Source organism: Nostoc sp. UHCC 0870, from assembly GCF_022063185.1.
Classification (GTDB): Bacteria; Cyanobacteriota; Cyanobacteriia; order Cyanobacteriales; family Nostocaceae; genus Trichormus.
The window spans coordinates 4,165,572-4,182,645 of sequence record NZ_CP091913.1; the positions used below are offsets into that span (position 1 = coordinate 4,165,572).

19 protein-coding genes are annotated in these 17,074 nt (G+C 40.5%); 9 read left to right on the plus strand and 10 right to left on the minus strand.

What is annotated here, in order from left to right:
• The first annotated feature begins 123 nt into the window (after positions 1 to 123).
• Positions 124 to 258 (plus strand): photosystem I protein PsaX, encoded by a 135-nt coding sequence (locus L6494_RS17495; RefSeq protein WP_237988966.1) that lies wholly within the window; start codon positions 124 to 126, stop codon positions 256 to 258.
• A gap of 312 nt (positions 259 to 570) precedes the next feature.
• On the opposite strand, the gene L6494_RS17500 is transcribed toward L6494_RS17495, so the two are convergent.
• Positions 571 to 1,437: a branched-chain amino acid ABC transporter permease gene (locus tag L6494_RS17500; RefSeq protein ID WP_237988967.1), complete on the minus strand. Its 867-nt coding sequence runs from the start codon at positions 1,435 to 1,437 to the stop codon at positions 571 to 573.
• 190 nt (positions 1,438 to 1,627) lie between these two features.
• Here L6494_RS17500 and hrmK point away from each other — a divergent pair, with 190 nt between their 5' ends.
• Together hrmK and larE are read left to right on the plus strand one after the other, a co-directional pair.
• Positions 1,628 to 3,415 (plus strand): hybrid histidine kinase/response regulator HrmK, encoded by a 1,788-nt coding sequence (gene hrmK / locus L6494_RS17505; protein WP_237988968.1) that lies wholly within the window; start codon positions 1,628 to 1,630, stop codon positions 3,413 to 3,415.
• 93 nt (positions 3,416 to 3,508) lie between these two features.
• Complete coding sequence (larE, locus tag L6494_RS17510; RefSeq protein ID WP_237996109.1) at positions 3,509 to 4,330, plus strand: ATP-dependent sacrificial sulfur transferase LarE; 822 nt, start codon at positions 3,509 to 3,511, stop codon at positions 4,328 to 4,330.
• A gap of 249 nt (positions 4,331 to 4,579) precedes the next feature.
• Here the strand turns inward: larE and L6494_RS17515 are convergent, their stop codons facing one another.
• Entirely contained in the window at positions 4,580 to 4,942 is a 363-nt protein-coding gene (locus tag L6494_RS17515) for a DUF4864 domain-containing protein (RefSeq protein ID WP_237988969.1), read from the minus strand.
• 30 nt (positions 4,943 to 4,972) lie between these two features.
• Entirely contained in the window at positions 4,973 to 6,130 is a 1,158-nt protein-coding gene (locus L6494_RS17520; RefSeq protein WP_237988970.1) for an SGNH/GDSL hydrolase family protein, read from the minus strand.
• 612 nt (positions 6,131 to 6,742) lie between these two features.
• Here L6494_RS17520 and L6494_RS17525 point away from each other — a divergent pair.
• Positions 6,743 to 6,955, plus strand: a complete 213-nt coding sequence (locus L6494_RS17525) for a hypothetical protein (RefSeq protein WP_237996110.1) — start codon at positions 6,743 to 6,745, stop codon at positions 6,953 to 6,955.
• A gap of 75 nt (positions 6,956 to 7,030) precedes the next feature.
• Here L6494_RS17525 and L6494_RS17530 read toward each other — a convergent pair whose 3' ends face one another.
• The 6 genes from L6494_RS17530 to L6494_RS17555 all read right to left on the minus strand — a co-directional run bounded on the left by L6494_RS17530 (position 7,031) and on the right by L6494_RS17555 (position 12,407).
• The gene (locus tag L6494_RS17530; protein WP_237996113.1) at positions 7,031 to 7,906 is read right to left on the minus strand and encodes a DNA-methyltransferase; all 876 of its coding nucleotides are present in this window, start codon (positions 7,904 to 7,906) and stop codon (positions 7,031 to 7,033) included.
• Between the two features lie 62 nt (positions 7,907 to 7,968).
• Positions 7,969 to 8,409 (minus strand): cyanase, encoded by a 441-nt coding sequence (gene cynS / locus L6494_RS17535; protein ID WP_237988971.1) that lies wholly within the window; start codon positions 8,407 to 8,409, stop codon positions 7,969 to 7,971.
• Between the two features lie 450 nt (positions 8,410 to 8,859).
• Positions 8,860 to 9,381: a Ycf51 family protein gene (locus tag L6494_RS17540; RefSeq protein WP_237988972.1), complete on the minus strand. Its 522-nt coding sequence runs from the start codon at positions 9,379 to 9,381 to the stop codon at positions 8,860 to 8,862.
• Positions 9,382 to 9,580: 199 nt separating this feature from the next.
• Complete coding sequence (locus L6494_RS17545; RefSeq protein WP_237988973.1) at positions 9,581 to 9,967, minus strand: hypothetical protein; 387 nt, start codon at positions 9,965 to 9,967, stop codon at positions 9,581 to 9,583.
• 266 nt (positions 9,968 to 10,233) lie between these two features.
• Entirely contained in the window at positions 10,234 to 11,568 is a 1,335-nt protein-coding gene (locus L6494_RS17550) for an O-antigen ligase family protein (RefSeq protein WP_237988974.1), read from the minus strand.
• Complete coding sequence (locus L6494_RS17555) at positions 11,565 to 12,407, minus strand: YaaW family protein (protein ID WP_237988975.1); 843 nt, start codon at positions 12,405 to 12,407, stop codon at positions 11,565 to 11,567. The genes L6494_RS17550 and L6494_RS17555 overlap by 4 nt, the downstream gene beginning before the upstream one ends.
• 137 nt (positions 12,408 to 12,544) lie before the next feature.
• Here L6494_RS17555 and L6494_RS17560 point away from each other — a divergent pair, with 137 nt between their 5' ends.
• Positions 12,545 to 13,609: an NAD(P)/FAD-dependent oxidoreductase gene (locus L6494_RS17560; protein ID WP_237988976.1), complete on the plus strand. Its 1,065-nt coding sequence runs from the start codon at positions 12,545 to 12,547 to the stop codon at positions 13,607 to 13,609.
• 539 nt (positions 13,610 to 14,148) lie between these two features.
• Positions 14,149 to 14,526 carry a hypothetical protein gene (locus tag L6494_RS17565; protein WP_237988977.1) on the plus strand — a complete coding sequence of 126 codons (378 nt, stop codon included), beginning with the start codon at positions 14,149 to 14,151 and terminating at the stop codon, positions 14,524 to 14,526.
• 303 nt (positions 14,527 to 14,829) lie between these two features.
• Here the strand turns inward: L6494_RS17565 and L6494_RS17570 are convergent, their stop codons facing one another.
• Positions 14,830 to 15,069 (minus strand): hypothetical protein, encoded by a 240-nt coding sequence (locus L6494_RS17570; protein ID WP_237988978.1) that lies wholly within the window; start codon positions 15,067 to 15,069, stop codon positions 14,830 to 14,832.
• Positions 15,070 to 15,192: 123 nt separating this feature from the next.
• Between L6494_RS17570 and L6494_RS17575 the strand changes: the two genes are divergently transcribed.
• The 3 genes from L6494_RS17575 to L6494_RS17585 all read left to right on the plus strand — a co-directional run bounded on the left by L6494_RS17575 (position 15,193) and on the right by L6494_RS17585 (position 17,001).
• Positions 15,193 to 15,429, plus strand: a complete 237-nt coding sequence (locus L6494_RS17575; RefSeq protein WP_237988979.1) for a hypothetical protein — start codon at positions 15,193 to 15,195, stop codon at positions 15,427 to 15,429.
• Positions 15,430 to 15,696: 267 nt separating this feature from the next.
• On the plus strand, positions 15,697 to 16,647 hold the full coding sequence (locus L6494_RS17580; RefSeq protein ID WP_237988980.1) for a class I SAM-dependent methyltransferase: 951 nt from the start codon (positions 15,697 to 15,699) through the stop codon (positions 16,645 to 16,647).
• Positions 16,648 to 16,809: 162 nt separating this feature from the next.
• Positions 16,810 to 17,001 carry a hypothetical protein gene (locus tag L6494_RS17585; protein ID WP_237996114.1) on the plus strand — a complete coding sequence of 64 codons (192 nt, stop codon included), beginning with the start codon at positions 16,810 to 16,812 and terminating at the stop codon, positions 16,999 to 17,001.
• Positions 17,002 to 17,074: the final 73 nt, after the last annotated feature.

Here is a 17,074-nt window from a genome sequence, read left to right on the forward strand (position 1 = left end):
CATTCAACTGGAGGATATAATTCCAATCTCTCACTTTACACAAATATTTTTAAAGAATTTTGATAATTTGCTCCTCTGTTTGGTATTTCTGAGAAAGTTATAACATTTAGGAGTATCGCCTCTATGGCTAAAATTACAAGTCCCGCCGTCGCTGACTCTGGTGCTAAACCTCCATATACTTTCCGTACAGGTTGGGCATTGTTGCTACTAGCTGTTAACTTTTTGGTAGCAGCCTATTACTTCCACATTATTGACTAGTTAGCAGTGGAGTAATTAGGGGTGTAAGGGTGTAAGGGTGTAAGGGTGTAAGGGTGTAAGGGTTGAAGGTGTTTGGACGGGGATTGATAAAGAACCCAACACCCTTGTTCCAAGGAGCAGGGCTTTTAACCCAAGGGTTAGGTTGGCTGCTCTTTCTTCCCCCTAAACCCCTAAACCCCTAAACCCCTACACCCCTACACCCCTACACCCCTACACCCCTACACCCCTAAACCCCTACACCCCTACACCCCTACACCCCTACACCCCTACACCCCTACACCCCCCCAACGGGGCTTGGTAATTTCGTGTTGCTCAAATCGTTCCTTTGAATAAACCCTTGGGACGAATGAGCAACACCACAATCATGATTAATAGGGCTATACCTTGCTTATACTGTGAACCCAGCCAAGCAGTGCTGACTTCTTGAACGATACCAATGATAAAAGCTGCGGCGATCGCGCCATAAGGATTACCAATTCCGCCCAAAATGACTGAGGCGAATAAGGGTAAGATCAAAAACCACCCCATATTGGGACGCACAGCAGTAATTAATCCATACATACTGCCACCCAAAGATGTGAGTGTACCGGCAATTACCCAAGTCCACAAGACTACTTTATCGACATCAATCCCAGATACTTTGGCTAAATCTAAATCATCAGCCACAGCGCGCATCGCTTTGCCAATTTTCGTATTTTGCAGCAGATAATGCAGTGCCAAAATTGCCACCACTGCCAAAGCCAAGACCAAGATTTGATTTTGCGGTACTCTGACACCAAAGATATCTAAAGCCGGGATAATAGGTAAATCGTAATTTTGATTCTTGCCACCCCAAATTAAAACAATCCCATTCCGCAGAAATAAAGCCAGCCCAATAGAAATAATAATTAGCGTCGTAGAGTTAGCACGGATTGAGCGCATCTTTGACCACAGTAATTTCTCGGATAATATCATTGCTAATACTGTACCGACTGCTGCTAATACCATTGACAGCCAAATATTTAGCCCTAAAGTATTTACAAATAAAGTCAGATAAGCACCTAAAGTTAAAAAATCACCGTGGGCAAAATTTGACAACCGTAAAATCCCGTAAGTAAGTGTCAGTCCAACTGCGGCTAAAGCAATAATGCTACCCACAGCAATGCCATTGACAACAAGTTGAATAATTTGTGTATCCATAGTTTGATCTAAATAAAGTCAGCTAATATTTATTTGGAATGGTTTAATCGCAGATAATATTTTTAGTCGTGCAGTAATTATCGACACTATAATTTATGATTTATCGACAAAAAAGAATTGTGAGCTAATATACATAGAATCTTGTTCGCAATTTTTGCGTAATTAAAATTGTTCAACGGTCTAGTTGACCATGCAGCAGTATTCAAGTTTACCAGAACAAAACTCACAGGTAGATGCCACAATCCAACAACTTCGCGCTGAGTTATGGCTGGAACGCAGCTTGAACCAGCTACAACGCCGCCTTAATGATTGCTTGCTTGTTGTTTTGACAGATGTCGCCCAAACCAACAGCCCAGAAGCAGAAATTTGGCAAACTGTGGCGAAGGAGATCAGCATGGCTTTAAACAATAGCGGGGTAGCTATTGCTCTATGCCAACCACAAGATACAGTTGGTAAAGTTTACTATATTTCTTGCCCACCATCTGTTGATTCACAAGCCCCAGTTGTAGAATTGATGCTGAAAAATGGCAAAACACTGCCATTGAAATTGCAAACAGAAATTAAAGTTAAAGATTTACATGATTTAGAAACGCAAAAACCGCCTCAAGCTTGGCGATTGAATGATGAATCCGGTGAAGTGATTGGATGGTTACTAATGGCTGTTAGTAAACTGACAACCGCACAAATGCAACTGATTCCGCAATTAATGACCAAAGCAGCCAAGCATTGCGTTCAAACATTAGTTCAATTTCAACATATACAATCTTTACAGCAGCGATCGCAGCATTTTGTAGACTCTAATCAAGAATTAAAGCGGACAAATCAACTCAAAAACCAGTTCCTAGCCAACACCAGCCACGAAATCCGTACCCCACTCAGTTCGATTATTGGTTTTACTCACTTGCTTTTAGCCCAAGGCTACGATCCTACGAGAGAACGTCAACGTGAGTATTTAAATATTATTCAGTCCAGTGGTAAACACCTCCTAGCTTTGATTAACGATATTTTGGATCTGTCCAAAATTGAAGCTAACCAGCTAGAAGTGCAATGGGAAAAAGTCGATGTGCCAGAATTGTGTCGTAATGTTCTCACCCTCATCAAAGAAAAAGCCAGTAATAAGGGGTTGAAATTGTCTTTGGAAATAGATCCTGAAGTCACCACCCTAGTAGCTGATCCTTTACGACTCAAGCAAATGCTATTGAATTTGCTGTTTAACGCTTTAAAATTTACCAACAAAGGTAGTGTGGGGTTACAGGTGACACGGCAAGATTCACTGGTGCATTTTACAGTGTGGGATACAGGTTCTGGCATATCCAAAGAAAACCAAACACTACTTTTTCAACCTTATTTTCAAATTCCCAATTCTTCCCCTAGCCAAAATGAAGGTACTGGTTTAGGTTTAGCCGTGACGCAAAAACTGGCAGAAATTCATCATGGTTATGTGGAGGTGGAATCAGAAGTTGATTCTGGTTCTCGTTTTACAATCATTTTGCCCCTAAAGCCGATGGGAGCAGTGTTACCTATAGAAATCGAGGAGGATGAACAAGCAACATCTTCTCAACCTTTAGCAATCACTCCCAGCACTTCCAACGAAATTTTGCTGGTGGAGAATGATTTACCTAATGGTGAACTGATGCAAATTCATCTAAGTAAGTTAGGTTATCAAGTAACCTGGGTGAAGAATGAAGCACAAATGTGGGACGTACTCAAAGACAAACAGCCAGATGTTATCTTAATGGATATACGTTTACAAGATAGCTGTGGTCTTGATTTGGTACAGCAGTTACGAGAAAAACCAGAATATCAGCAGATTCCCATCATTGCCCAAACTGCAATGTCCATGAAAGGCGATCGCGAAATCTGTCTCACAGCAGGATTTAATGAATATATTTCTAAACCTCTTGACTTATCACTTTTGGCTGATTTAGTAGGTAAGTATAGTTTAGGTGATAGGGGACAGGTGATAGGGGACAGGTGACAGGTGATAGGGGACAGAGTAGATTGTACCTCATTGACCTTTTTTGAATTTTGAATTTTGAATTGGAGCGAAGCGACTTGACTAATGACTAAAATGCTGACAGAAAAACTAGAGAAACTAAAATTATTATTTGCAGAGATGGAGCAGGCTTTGATTGCTTACTCTGGGGGTGTTGATAGCACTTTGGTGGCTAAGATTGCTTATGATGTGTTAGGCGATCGCGCTTTGGCTGTGACGGCTGTTTCACCTTCGCTGCTACCAGAAGAACTAGAGGATGCTGAAATTCAAGCCGCAACTATTGGGATTGCTCACAAAATCATCCAGACTCATGAGATGGAAAATCCCAATTACACTGCTAACCCTGTTAACCGTTGTTATTTTTGCAAGAGTGAACTGCACGACAACCTGAAACCTTTGGCTTTAGAGTTGGGTTATCCCTATGTGATCGATGGGGTAAATGCTGATGATTTGCATGATTATCGCCCAGGGATTCAAGCCGCTAAAGAACGAGGTGCGCGATCGCCTTTAGCCGAAATTGGTGTAACTAAATTAGAAGTTCGCCAACTCTCCCAGCAGCTTGGTTTACCTTGGTGGGATAAACCAGCCCAACCTTGTCTCAGTTCCCGTTTTCCCTACGGTGAGGAGATTACTGTAGCCAAGTTACAACGCGTCGGTAGAGCCGAAATTTACCTACGAAAGCTAGGTTGGCAAAATTTGCGCGTCCGTTCTGAAGGTGATACAGCACGGATTGAATTATCACCAGAAAAAATTAAAGATTTTGTCATGTTGACAGACTTACAATCTGTAGTCACTGCATTTCAAGACTTGGGATTTATCTACGTCACCCTAGATTTAGAAGGTTATCGCAGTGGTAAGTTAAACCAAGTCCTTAAGACAGTGGTGAGTGCTGAGTAGTGAGTGCTGAGTAATGAGTGCTGAGTAATGAGTGCTGAGTAGTGAGTAGTGAGTAGTGAGTAGTGAGTAATGAGTAGTGAGTAGTGAGTAGTGAGTAGTGAGTGGGTATTATTAGGCATTGTATTTTTCTCTACCTGCTTCCCCAGCTTTCTTTTCCCCTATCACCTATCACCTATCACCTGTCACCTATCACCTATCACCTATCACCTGTCCCCTGTCACCTATCACCTGTCACCTGTCACCTATCCCCTAGATGCTCTCCGCCTCCACAGAGACTAAAATACAACCGTTAATCTTCCAAGTATCATCCCGTTGTTTTTCCATAAAATACAAGGCTCGCAGGGGCATACCGTCAGGTGCTAGTAGTAATACTGGCTGAGTAATATTGTCTTGAATAGTAGTAATTTTCTCAAAAAATACCGAGCGAGGACGGTAAACAGCTGGGTAACTTAAGCTCACCATCTGCATAAAATGGTCTGGGGTTTGGAATTGCTCTTTGATTCCAGGACTAGCAAGAGCGAAAGCAGCTTGAGCATCATCTTTTTGGAATGCTTCTAGTTGGCTTTCTATAACAGCACGTATAGCAATAAAATCTTTATCAGTAGCTTCCATAAATCTGCTTGCGATCGCCTAGTAAGATGCTCAGTTTCTAGTTTGAGAGAGTTTGAATTCTACTTGCTGGAGAGCAAATCGCCAAATATCATAACCATCTGGTGACAGATGTATTCCATCTGTGGTTAAATCTGAACGCAAATTGCCATCAGCATCTGTAAACCAATGATGAATATTTAAGTAATTAACTCCTTCTTGTTTGGCAATCTGAGCAATTCTAGTGTTGAGATGACGAATACGGCTATTAGAAATTGTGGATACGTGAGCCGGTAGGATGGATTGAACGAATATCTGAGCTTTCGGGTGATTTTTTCGTAAGCTACCCATCATCCGGCGGTGATTTCGCAAGATTGTTTCGTCACTCATACCTTTTCTTAGGTCATTAATCCCAGCCATGATGTAGATTGCATCAGGGCGGGTTTGTGAAAAGCTGCCTAGTCGTGTCACCATACCACCAGAAGTATCTCCAGATATGCCCTGATTTAGCCATAATTTACCAGTAGGCAGTTTTTGTCTGGGAAACCACAGGCTTAAGGAATCACCAACTAATATACTAAGACGGTTTTTACCTTGACCTTGCGCGATCGCTTTTGCTTCTAAAGCTAATAAACTTTTCCAGTCTTCGTAAGTTAGTTGTTGTTTTCCCCTTGACTCCCCTAATCCTTGGAAGTTATCAATATCTGTACGGGTGTAAATCTGACCTGTTTTTAATGCTGCTAATCTTTGATAGTAAAGTTGATTCCCAGACGTTAATAGTGCATTCGCTGGTTGATTACTGGGATTGAATAATGAATCTAGTGATATTGGTACTTCTTGATTGGTCAATTGCGGCGAAGTAACATCCCCACTAGCAAGTTTTTTTTCTCTCGCCCTTGGTTCTGAAGCCTCTGAAGAGGGTAACAGTTGGCTACTCAATTCTGGTAAGGAAAGGTTGATCTGTTGGGGAAAAAATTTTTTCCCTAATGGTGGGCGTAAATTTTCTCCAGGCTGGGACACTTGAGAGCTAAATTCTGGTGTCGATATGTCAGGCTTGAGGAGATGTGCATCTGTTATTGTCTGCGAGGCTTGTTTTGTATTCCACTGAGTGCTATGCTTTTCTGGCAATAGAATTGACATCTGTGGAATAGCTGATGCTGGTATTGCCAATCCTGTTAACAAGCCTGCTGCCAACAGATAAGAATCCCTCATCGCGTTTTTTCTCCTCTAATTACTGCTTTTCCTGTTGACATTGTTAATTGTGCGTATTCAGGAAAATTTACGGTGGTTAAAATATCATTCTTATGTATGATGTATAGTTCTGTAAACTGGGTTAACAATATTATCTTTGACAATTTACAAATTCTTTAAAGCATCTCTCTTTTAGTCCGCGTCAAATGTCGAAAATCTCTTCATTATTACCCAATTATTTCCTCTGACGCACCTACATAAGGATATTTTTATCTGGAAGTCCTCAATAGACGAGATAGAGGTCATAAAATAATATTTTTAACCCCATCCTTACCTATTCCCTACTTACTGCTACCCAGTCACTACTGACGTAAGTAAGTATAACTACGCTCACGTAAGGAATACAAAAATCAAAACGGATTAATACATACCAGATTCAGGAAATGGCATAGTTAGTAGTATAAATACTTATCAATAATATTTCTGCCTAAATTATTATTTACAGGTATTAAATACTACTATCTACTGATTTTTCTCCGTTCAAACAATTAATTATCTGTTCTGACACATTTAAATTCAGTTCTATTTATAAATAAGCTAGTAAGAAGTGCTAAGATTTAGGCGAAGTAATTGATTTGTCCCTGTAATTTTGTGGCTAGAGCTAGTACAGCAATTGGAGTAAGTCCAATTATCAAAGAAACGGTGCAAAAACAAGCACATTCGACCCGTTTAACCCTAAAAGAGGTAATTCTCATGGGAATGTTAGCGATAGATAAGCTTGATGATCAAGGTCGTCAAGAATTAGCAGATCAGGTTCATCAAATGCAAGTAAACGGTGAAATTTGAATCTGCTGTTTAGAGTTAATAGTCCAAATTCCACAGTTAATCAACTCTATTCCCTCATGACTTATAGACTATTAACTAATTACCAAATCGATAACGACTTCCCAAAAGATAGTCCTCTTTAATCTCAAATGAAATCCATCGACGCTGTAAAGTTTCAGCAACAAAACCAGTGGTGTTAGAACCTGCAAATGGATCTAGAACTATGTCACCTTCATCAGTTAAAAACTTGATGAAGAATTCAGCAAATCCTTGAGGGAATCTTGCTGGATGAGGTTTAATTCCGGCTGCTTTGCAGCGTCGTAAATAAACACTATTAGATTCAGTGTTAGCGATTTCTAGCAAATTTGGCGGAATTGCGCCTTGGTTATCTTTTTGAAATTTATCAGAAATATCATGTCCACTAGGACGAATTTGAGGTTTATAGCCATTTTTAAGTAAGCGTTTCATACTCTGACTATATGGCTTTAAAACTTTTCTATTATCTGCTTTGGGGTTGGGTATTTTTGACAACCACCAAACTATATTTACTGCATCTTTGACACGAATCCTTCTGATTGTCACCCATTCTGCGGGGGTGGGCAGTCGTGCTGGATTATAATGGTACAATTCTTGCGCCAGAAAAAAGCCGACTTCTTTGCACAGTCTGACTAAAAGTTCATACTGGTAGATACTCCGTACAGGATTACCAGGAAGATAAGCACCGCCTAAATCTAAAACAAATGAGCCATTTTCTGCTAAGACTCTTTTAAATTCGTAGGCGAAAGGTAAAAACCATTCGATATATTTATCTGAACTTTCGTTACCGTATTCTTTTTTGCGCGTTAAAGCAAATGGTGGTGAAGTGAGGATTAAGTTAATACTGTTGTCTGGGATGCTGGTAATAATTTCCAGACTGTCACCTAAGTATGCTTGTCCGTGCTGTTGCGTGTAATAAGGTTTAAAGTTGATGATTGTTGTGGTTGTTGTTGGCTGTGAGTTAAAGCAGAGTTGAAAGAGTTGTTATGGCTGAAAGACTACCACTTTTTGTAAGGTAAAAATTTACCGGACATAGTGATTTTAACGCGATCTCCTTTCGGATCTACTTCTTTCTCTACATCTAAGGTAAAGTCAATCGCACTCATAATTCCATCGCCAAACTTTTCTTGAATAACTTCCTTAATTGGGAAGCCGTAGACCTGCATAATCTCATAGAAGCGGTAAATGAGTGGATCAGTTGGGACAACTGGCCCCAAACCCTTGACTGGGTATGCGGTCAAATCTTGAATATAAATTGGTGCTAAATCTAATGCGTCTACCAGTAACTTAGCCTCTTCCTCAGAGGGACTAGCTTGACGGTAGAATACAGCAGCAATCCATACTTCATCCCGTCCGAGAATTTTTTCTAAATCTGCAAAACTGAGTCCTTTCTCTTTTTTTGCTTCGAGTAAGGTTTGCGTAATTTCGGGGATAGACATCTGGTTTAGTGAATTAACTTTGCCAGGAGAAATTTTACCATCTTATCCGGTTGGGTTTTAAAAAGTGTTCAAAAACCTGCTCAAATTTACTCAAAATCCTCTATAATTAGCATAAGCGAGAACCAAGCTAAAAAAATTAAGGCTTGAGAACCTGTACAAAACTTTTAAGAGTAGCCATCCTGTAGCAAGGTAACTGAGAAAACCCAGAAGTTTTAAATGGCTGAAAATACGGGAGTAAAGTAGCGAAGTTTCTCACTCAATCAAAAACTGAAAAATAGGGTGAGTTACACCCGATTTTAAGCCTGTGGACTGGATAATGCCGACATTACCAGAGTGAAACAGGAAGCTAACGCCTTAAGTCTTCGAGTAGATTTGAGCAAGTTTAGTTTAACGGAGAAAAGCAGATTCGCAAAAGGGCGCGAGTGTCAATTCTCCCTACCCTATTGGTAGTTAAGCATCAGATTTTGGCAGTTGAGCAAACTTTTCTGGATATATTGTGACTGTCAAATCTTGATCTTCACGATTAGCGAGCGATCGCTTCACGTCACCCAGGTAAAGTGGTATAGAAAGACCTGGTTCTGGGTGGATAATGGTACGCGCCCGAACTGTTAGCTGATTATCTCCCTGTCTACCCGAACGACCAAAAGAATAGAGGTTACTCGCAGCTTGAAGTAGTGTAGCTTCTACTTCTTCAGGTGAAAGTTGGGGTGATATGGCGATTACTGCTTGGTTTGAACCATTATCGTAGACTAGGGTGTATTTAGCTGAACCTGGAATCACGGTACGACTCAAAGGCACTATTGACAGCGAAAATAAACCAACAGTCAGCACCAACATAAAGCCAGTTATACCTACTAGCCGAAAGCGGATACCCCATTTAAACAGAAAAGCGAGTATTGCCAAAACAGCAAATACCAGTGTGGCAATACCCGACCATTGAGTATATTGAAAAAATTCAGATGTTGTAAGCATACAGATTGGCTACTTGGGTGTTTTTCCGTTCATGATTGACACACCTATTTTACCGTTGACGGTTCGTAGTAAGGACTTTAGTCCTGATTTTTCTAAGGACTAAAGTCCTTACTACAAACTTGGTTATCCCTCAATTCAAATTTGATGCCCCTCTTGATTTTGACTTTTGCGTAGCGGTGTTAGTATCTCTGCTACTTTTTTAATCTTGTCGGCAAGTAATTGATTGATTTCCTGCATCAGATATAGAAACATTTATCCAAAAGTCTGCCGGGCATTTTTCTAGGGAACTACCTATTCTAATTTGAATATCTTCTGCTAGTTTACAACGTTGAAATTGACCTTTTTCATCAAAATATATATAATTTTGAGCTTTACATGGGAAAGTAGATATTCCTGAAGCAGAAGATAGTTGTAATGTTGTATTTTGGTTAATAATACAGGTGTGTAAAGAACCATTAGAATAACGCATAATAGTACCATTCTCACAGCTAATGGCAGCTTTAGCTGGTGGAGAAATAGCAAAATTTAGCCCAAAGATGCTGGCTGAAGATAGTAAGATTATAAAATTTAGATGGGGAATTTTCATAGAGGTAGATGCCGATTAACTAACAAAAAATAAACATAAAAAATGGCATCTTAAAAAAGATGCCCGTTATGCAGGAAAAACCCCAAAGGGTTGTCCCTACACCTTCCCAACAATCAGCAACAGTGACTAATTTAGGTTAGTCACACTCACAGTCACAAACGTGAATGTAATCATCTTATTAACTACAACCTATAAATAACCGCAGTGTAACCACGGAAAATCAACTGCGGTGATCAATTTATTTAGTAGTTAAACTTACTACTCAGTTAATCTTGATTGCTTGTCTGTTTATGATGAGCTTGATTGGAGTGATATACAGTGCCGCAAATAGCTGCCATCAATAACCAAGAGATGGTATTTAATCTAAAGTCGAAAAGAGTAACATCAACAGTGTTAAATAGCAACCATTCCACAAAAACTACAAGATAACTAAAAAAGATTAATTTATTGGGAATGTGAGAGTTTTGTAAAAGTTGGATACCTGTAAACAATATCCAGCCTAGTAAGCCACAAAATAACAAAGTGCTTGGTAATCCAGTTTCCGCAGATAGCATCAAAAATAAATTATGGGGATGACCTAAATCAATGTTCATGTGGGCTTTATAGAGGGCTGTAAAATTACGCAATCCCCATCCTGTCCAGGGATGTTGCTGAGTCAAAGACCAGGCAAACTCCCATTGGGTTTTTCGCATTAAGGCCACTGGTCTATCTGGATAGAGATTATCGTTCAACCTTGCCCAAAAGAAGGCAGGAACGATGCGGCGGAAGAGTTGAGCAATGGGGTTAGGGGCAAAAGCTGCCAACAGGACACTAGCAACGACTCCAGACACAGCAACCACCAACAACCGCCAACCTTGATAAAATGCAAAAGCTAAACAGGCAATAATGGCGATCGCCCATCCATTACGCGAGTTAGTCAAAATTAAGGCGGCGAAGTCGGCAATTAAGATGATGGGGAGTAAGAAGTAGGCTTCCGCCGTGAGCGTCAGCCGAACGGGAGTAGGGAGTGGGGATTTATTGTTATTCCTGATACCCAGTCCCCGTTCCAGCAACAAACCTAATCCTAGGGTGAAGACAATTGCTAAATATGCCGCAAAAATATTGGCGTGCATGAAAATAGCGGACATTCGGCCTGGGGGTATTCCGCCGGGTGCGATCGCTACATCGACTAAAACCCACAAAACCTGTAACTGTAATGTCCAGCCAAAAAACAACTGTCCAAAACCCATAATTATGACTGGTACAGAAGCAACTACAAAAATCTCAGCTATGCGTCTTAATTGAGCAATACTTTGAATTAGTGCGGTTAAACCAGCAAACAACCATAAAAATGGCAATAAATTAAATAACCCAACAAAAGCTGCCGTTTTATCCAGGGCAAAACTAGCAGATATAAACAATAAGACACTGAATACAGCAAACCCACGGTTAATGGGAATGCGAATTATCGTGCGGTATTGTTTTATCCAAGTGAGCAGTGCGGCCACAGCTATAGCCACAAATCCCAAAAAAGGACTTAGGGGGAATATTAGTAGACCGATTTGCAGGCAATTCCAAGGTAACTGCAAATTCGGGTTGGGATGATAAACAGCTGACTTCAAGCTATCTCCCAAGATTCGCTACGGGTAAGACGAATTTGAGCCAAAGCAAACACAGTGGGGATAATCCGACCGTAATTAGTCGTAATCATTCTCCAACCTAAATCTGCAAAAAACCATGCCCACATCATCGGCCCCACGACTGCGAATATACCGCGAACGGCTGTATATCGAGCTGCACTCAAGGTCATACCTCGCCGCGCCATTTGCAAAGTCACGTAGCTTTGAAACTGTGTAGTTGCTGCTTGAGAGCCTGCAACTACAGCATTTTTGGCTACTTCATATGTCGCAAAGTGGAGAGCAAATTGACGAGCAATTTGTTGCAAAAGCAATGGTTTAACAATAGATGTGACAGCCAAAGCACTACCACCTTTGAACAATAAGCTCAAGGGGTCATGTTGTAATAAAGGTGGTAACGGTTCTGTCAATTCTGACTTCACCATCTGATTCTGCAATTGAAAAGTCAATTTTTGCTTTTCATTTTCTGGTAATTTTTTCCAAACTTGTCCCAGCAAATACAAAAATACTTCTGCTTCTAAATCAATGGTTGTTAAATCTTGAGAATAGGGAATTTTTAAATACTTACAGACTTGAATCAGTGCTTGACGATAAGTCATCTGGTCTGTTTGTCCCCGTAAGACCGTCATCCCATCGGCGGCTAAAAAGCGAAAACGACTTTCTAATGAATCTAGCCAAGCTTGGTGGTTCTGGCTTTGGACTTCAATTGGTTCAGGTGTCTGAACATAATCTAAAGGATTAAACTTACGGCTAAACAGAATTGCGGTTAAATCTTGCAATTCATCTTCGGTTGCTAACTCTAACGCCGCCCTCAGCTCATCCAATTTCCCTTCCTCCTTTTCAAACAGCGTATCTGTAACCTATTCTACTATTAGCTTTTGGTAGTCAATAGTAGTTTTTTGTACAAGTGCTAATGACTTTAGGTGACAAATTAGGCGTATTTAATTCGGAGTGAAGCGACGTGACTGATGTTGTAGTAATTGGTGCGGGTATGTCAGGGTTAATCTGCGCCCAGCAGCTAAGTCGAGCCGGATATTCAGTGGTGGTTGTGGACAAGTCTCGTGGTTTAGGAGGAAGACTTGCTACCCGTAGGTTATATGAAACTAGAGCAGATCATGGTGCTTGTTATCTCAATCCCAAAGGTGAATTATTTACCAGTCTTGTAGATTTATTATGCGATCGCCATATCTTAGAAGTCTGGACAGATACAGTTTATCAGTTCACTACACACACTGGTTTATCTGCACCCCAAAATCTTCGCCCTCGCTATGTTGCACCTGCGGGGATGAGTGCGATCGCTAAATTCCTGGCTCAAGATTTAAATATTTTGCTCAACCAGCGAGTTACAGCTATTAACCTCACTGATGAAAACCATTGGCGGATCACTCTCGAATCCAGCCGTGAGGAATTAACTGCTAAAGCTTTAGTCATGGCTATTCCTGCACCCCAAGCTTTGATGCTGCTAGCACCATTAGGTGAAAGTGTTTTGGGTCAAAATTTTCTGGAAAATTTAAGTTCCGTAGAATTTTATCCTTGTATTAGTGTCATGAGTGGCTATCCTGCTGGATTACAAACTCTACCAGATTGGAAAGCTGTCAGCTTGATAGATAATGCTGTTTTGGGATGGATTGGTGTAGACAGCAGCAAGCGTCATCAATCTTCACAACCTGTATTTGTGGTGCAAAGTAGTGCTAGTTTTGCCCAATTGCATCTAGAATCACTAGACTTACAACCTACAGGACAACAGATGTTGCAATATGCAGCCACAATTTTAAAACTTCCTTGGCTGGATACCCCTGAATGGATGCAGGTACATCGTTGGCGTTATGCCTTTCCTAGTATTCCTTGGCCAGAAAAGATTCTCAAGGCTGAGACGGCTTTGCCTTTAGTCTGCTGTGGAGATTGGTGTGGTGGTAATCTTGCAGAAGGTGCGATGCTGTCTGGGTTTGGCGCATCTCAAGAAATTAACCAGAATTTAGAAAATTTAATCTTGCCAGATGTGAACTTTTTCAAAGATTTTCCCTAATTATTGCATCTATCGTTAGACTGGTTGCTCGATATAGTAAGTGTCATTGTTGTGACTTACTAATTTTTTTTAAGCCTAATAATAGTGTTTAAGAGAATCTATAGATGATCATGTCAAATTCATATGCAGAGGTGTATTCTGATTTTGCATAAAGAATATTCATATTCATGAGGGTTACACTTTACCTATTCGTTCACAGTCATTAATGCTTTTATCCTGCTTTTATCTTGATCCCAAATTACTTATGATTAGTTTTATGTAGATTTTCATCAAAATCTCATAAATTTGGAAAAATTAAAATATAAATGTGAAAAGTCAGTAATTTACTTATTGACTTAGAGTATTTGCTCATTAGTTATGCTGCCAAAATTATCAAATTCCTAAAAAATTAGTAGAGCCATATACGTGGTATTCTACCCAAATAAAAAGTTCGTTTATGGTCGGAAGCTTAGTAGCTAGCAGTGAAAGCTGGCTATTAACAGACTTGATTATCTACACCTATTAAGTGCCAAAAAAAGATAAAAAAGGATTAAAAACTTATGAAAACAGTAGTGAATTTAACACAGCAATCAGTCCTAGGAGAGATTGAAAATGTTTTAGATACATACTCATACTATCCTTATCAACAAGCGTTTGCAATTCCTGATTTACGACAAGAGTTAATTGCTTTTGTCCTGAACCGAATTCCTTGCTTTTATAGTGCAGTAGCTGAATTACAACTAGTACCGCCAAGTTGCGATCAAGAAAGCCAGGTCAATCAAAAGTTACCTCGAAGTCCTTTAGAGCAACAACTACACGTCCAAAATTTGATTCATCAAGGCATTTACGCTATCTTTCAAGCAAAATCAGCTTGGATTAGCCATTACCTATGCGAATCAGTTGAGCCTAGTTCTGAACCATCTCACTGGTTTGGTTAATACTGTAAAAAATTGGAGTTGGATGCCAAATTTAATTTCTTTTGAAGGGTAATGGCATCCATTAAGTTTTTTAGATAAGCTCTTGCCAAGAATAAACCGATTCGTGGCAAGGGCTTAAGAATAAGTATCAAATAATAGCTGATTTAAGTAGATGCGATTGCCTACTGGTGCGGAGCATCGTTGCTCATGTAATTAATTCCTGATGTCAAAAATGATGATCGCCTGACTCTAGATTTGATGTATCTGAAGCTATAAAATAGGCGATGGTCTACACTCTAAAAAGTGAAGAGGTGATGAAACTATTTATGCTAGTTGATGACGCTCTTCTTCTAAAAAGAATGTTTCAACGTTTTCAAATAGAGAACGTTCTTGTTCTTCGTATTCTGGTTGCATCATTTCTACAACGTAGATAAGTTCGCCACGGGCTTGATCCGGTGTTCTTCCCCAGTTATGACAATTACATATTGATGGTAGATGGGTAGCAGTGTATGTGCCATGATCGCCGGGACGGGTTGCAGTGGTGTAGTCTTGCTGCGGCTTCATAGAAATAGTGTGAGGTTGAAATTACATATTCAGTGTATAAGCAAAATCCCCAAATTAGGAAAAATCAGGTGCGATACGTATAAAACGAAATCGTACCGTAACAATTTATATCAAAGCTGGATCATGAATCAAAATATCAACTATCAAGATTCTGCATTAAAAAGTCTGAAGATTGTTAACAAAGAACTCCTAAATTCTTGGGTGATTGCGCGGTTACTACCTGATATGCAAAGACTGACTGTTGCTAGCTTCCGCAGTCGTTCTCATGCAGAAGGTTATTTGCGAAATTTGCGTCAACTCATCCCTGATGCTGATTTTGTGGTGGTTTTTGATTGTCAACAGGACGAAAATATCATTTAAGTTATGGGAAGCGATCGACGTTCCCTGACAGAGGCTGGGCTAAAATCCTCATATATATGTTGAGTGAGGTACAAGAACCCCACCCCCAACCCCCTCCCCGCCTGCGAGGAGGGGGCTATCATATATATCACACCCTGCTCCCCCGCCTGCGAGGAGGGGGCTATCATATATCTCATTTGATTAGGAAACGCTATGGATATCGCTTTACCCTGCGCTAACTCTACAATATAGGCAGTTGCTATTATCGCCTCACTAGAATTTACGCTGATGAACAACAAAAGCAAGCCAGATTGGGCTGGTGAAAGTTTACTCTCCAATTTTGTTAATCTATTAATTCAGAGCAAACCCATTTACGGTGTGATGAAACACCAAGCTAGGCAAGTCCTGATCAAAACGGCTGAAAAAAATGGGATTCCCTGGCGTAAAAATTATGAGGCACTCCAAGCATCGGTAGAAAAACAACTGTTAGCAGCCGTGACTAACCCGCGTGTTGTTTATCCCGACTATTACAAAGTTCCTTTTCATGCTTACTCTGAGGGGAATCTGTGTTGGGATGCTGCCTTTGAAACGGAATCGGCTACCTATGCGATGGCGTTGCGGGTATGGCCACAAGAAAACCTGACTTGGCAAGATGCCCATGCTAGACTCAGAGGTACTTTTCATGATGCTTTGGGGACATACGCACCTCAGCCAGTTAGGGATATTTTAGATATTGGTTGTTCTGTCGGTGTATCTACTTTGGCATTACACCGTTATTATCAAAGCCGGGAAAGATATCCAGTTCGCACAGTGGGTTTGGATTTGTCCCCTCATATGCTGGCTGTAGCTAGGACTAGAGATGTTAATAGTGAGATAGCCGAATGGATTCATGGTAGGGCAGAAAACACGGGTTTACCAGATAACTCCTTTGATTTGGTAACTCTCCAGTTTGTCATCCATGAACTTCCCAGTTATGCCAGCCAGGAAATTTTCGCGGAGGCAAAAAGGTTACTCAGACCTGGTGGTTATATTGCCTTGGTAGATAATAACCCGCGATCGCCTGTAATCCAAAATTTACCCCCTGTCTTGTTCACTCTCATGAAAAGCACTGAGCCTTGGAGTGACCAATATTATATTTTTGATGTTGAGACAGCACTGCAAGAAGTAGGTTTCCTAGAACCTGTGACAGTTCCCAGCGACCCCCGCCACCGGACAATTATTGCGAGGAAGCCGGATTAGTGGGGAGTGCTGAGTGCGAATAGGTTAAATACAAAATTATAAAGAAAGCGATCGCTCTGCAAGAAGGCGATCGCTTTTTTTACCTACAATTATTGTAGATATTAGATAATGCAGCCTAAATTAGTAGACACCCCACCGCCAAATGTGTATTGCCGTACTCTTATGGAAAATCAGATAGGTTTTATTGTGAAATTGTTGGTACTCTCAGCATTGTTATCGGCGTTGATTAAGTATGCAGCACCGAGTTTACCGATTCCCTCAACGGATGCTATTGCTTTAATATTCGTTTTATTGCCTACAGTGATGATAGCGATCGCTCTAGCATGGCGATTCCAAACCCAGAAACAAACTTAACTAAACACCTCTAGGCGATAGCCACAAAAATCAGCTAACCTACTGGAACTGCTAAGAATCCGCATCAAGCCAA

Coding starts and splice junctions, on each gene's coding strand:
- L6494_RS17515 (WP_237988969.1), bottom strand. CDS start 4,942: ATGGAAGCTACTGATAAAGATTTTATTGCTATACGTGCTGTTATAGAA.
- L6494_RS17500 (WP_237988967.1), bottom strand. CDS start 1,437: ATGGATACACAAATTATTCAACTTGTTGTCAATGGCATTGCTGTGGGT.
- hrmK (WP_237988968.1), top strand. CDS start 1,628: ATGCAGCAGTATTCAAGTTTACCAGAACAAAACTCACAGGTAGATGCC.
- L6494_RS17520 (WP_237988970.1), bottom strand. CDS start 6,130: ATGAGGGATTCTTATCTGTTGGCAGCAGGCTTGTTAACAGGATTGGCA.
- L6494_RS17565 (WP_237988977.1), top strand. CDS start 14,149: ATGAAAACAGTAGTGAATTTAACACAGCAATCAGTCCTAGGAGAGATT.
- L6494_RS17540 (WP_237988972.1), bottom strand. CDS start 9,381: ATGCTTACAACATCTGAATTTTTTCAATATACTCAATGGTCGGGTATT.
- L6494_RS17545 (WP_237988973.1), bottom strand. CDS start 9,967: ATGAAAATTCCCCATCTAAATTTTATAATCTTACTATCTTCAGCCAGC.
- cynS (WP_237988971.1), bottom strand. CDS start 8,409: ATGTCTATCCCCGAAATTACGCAAACCTTACTCGAAGCAAAAAAAGAG.
- L6494_RS17575 (WP_237988979.1), top strand. CDS start 15,193: ATGAATCAAAATATCAACTATCAAGATTCTGCATTAAAAAGTCTGAAG.
- L6494_RS17580 (WP_237988980.1), top strand. CDS start 15,697: ATGAACAACAAAAGCAAGCCAGATTGGGCTGGTGAAAGTTTACTCTCC.
- L6494_RS17585 (WP_237996114.1), top strand. CDS start 16,810: ATGGAAAATCAGATAGGTTTTATTGTGAAATTGTTGGTACTCTCAGCA.
- L6494_RS17495 (WP_237988966.1), top strand. CDS start 124: ATGGCTAAAATTACAAGTCCCGCCGTCGCTGACTCTGGTGCTAAACCT.
- larE (WP_237996109.1), top strand. CDS start 3,509: ATGCTGACAGAAAAACTAGAGAAACTAAAATTATTATTTGCAGAGATG.
- L6494_RS17570 (WP_237988978.1), bottom strand. CDS start 15,069: ATGAAGCCGCAGCAAGACTACACCACTGCAACCCGTCCCGGCGATCAT.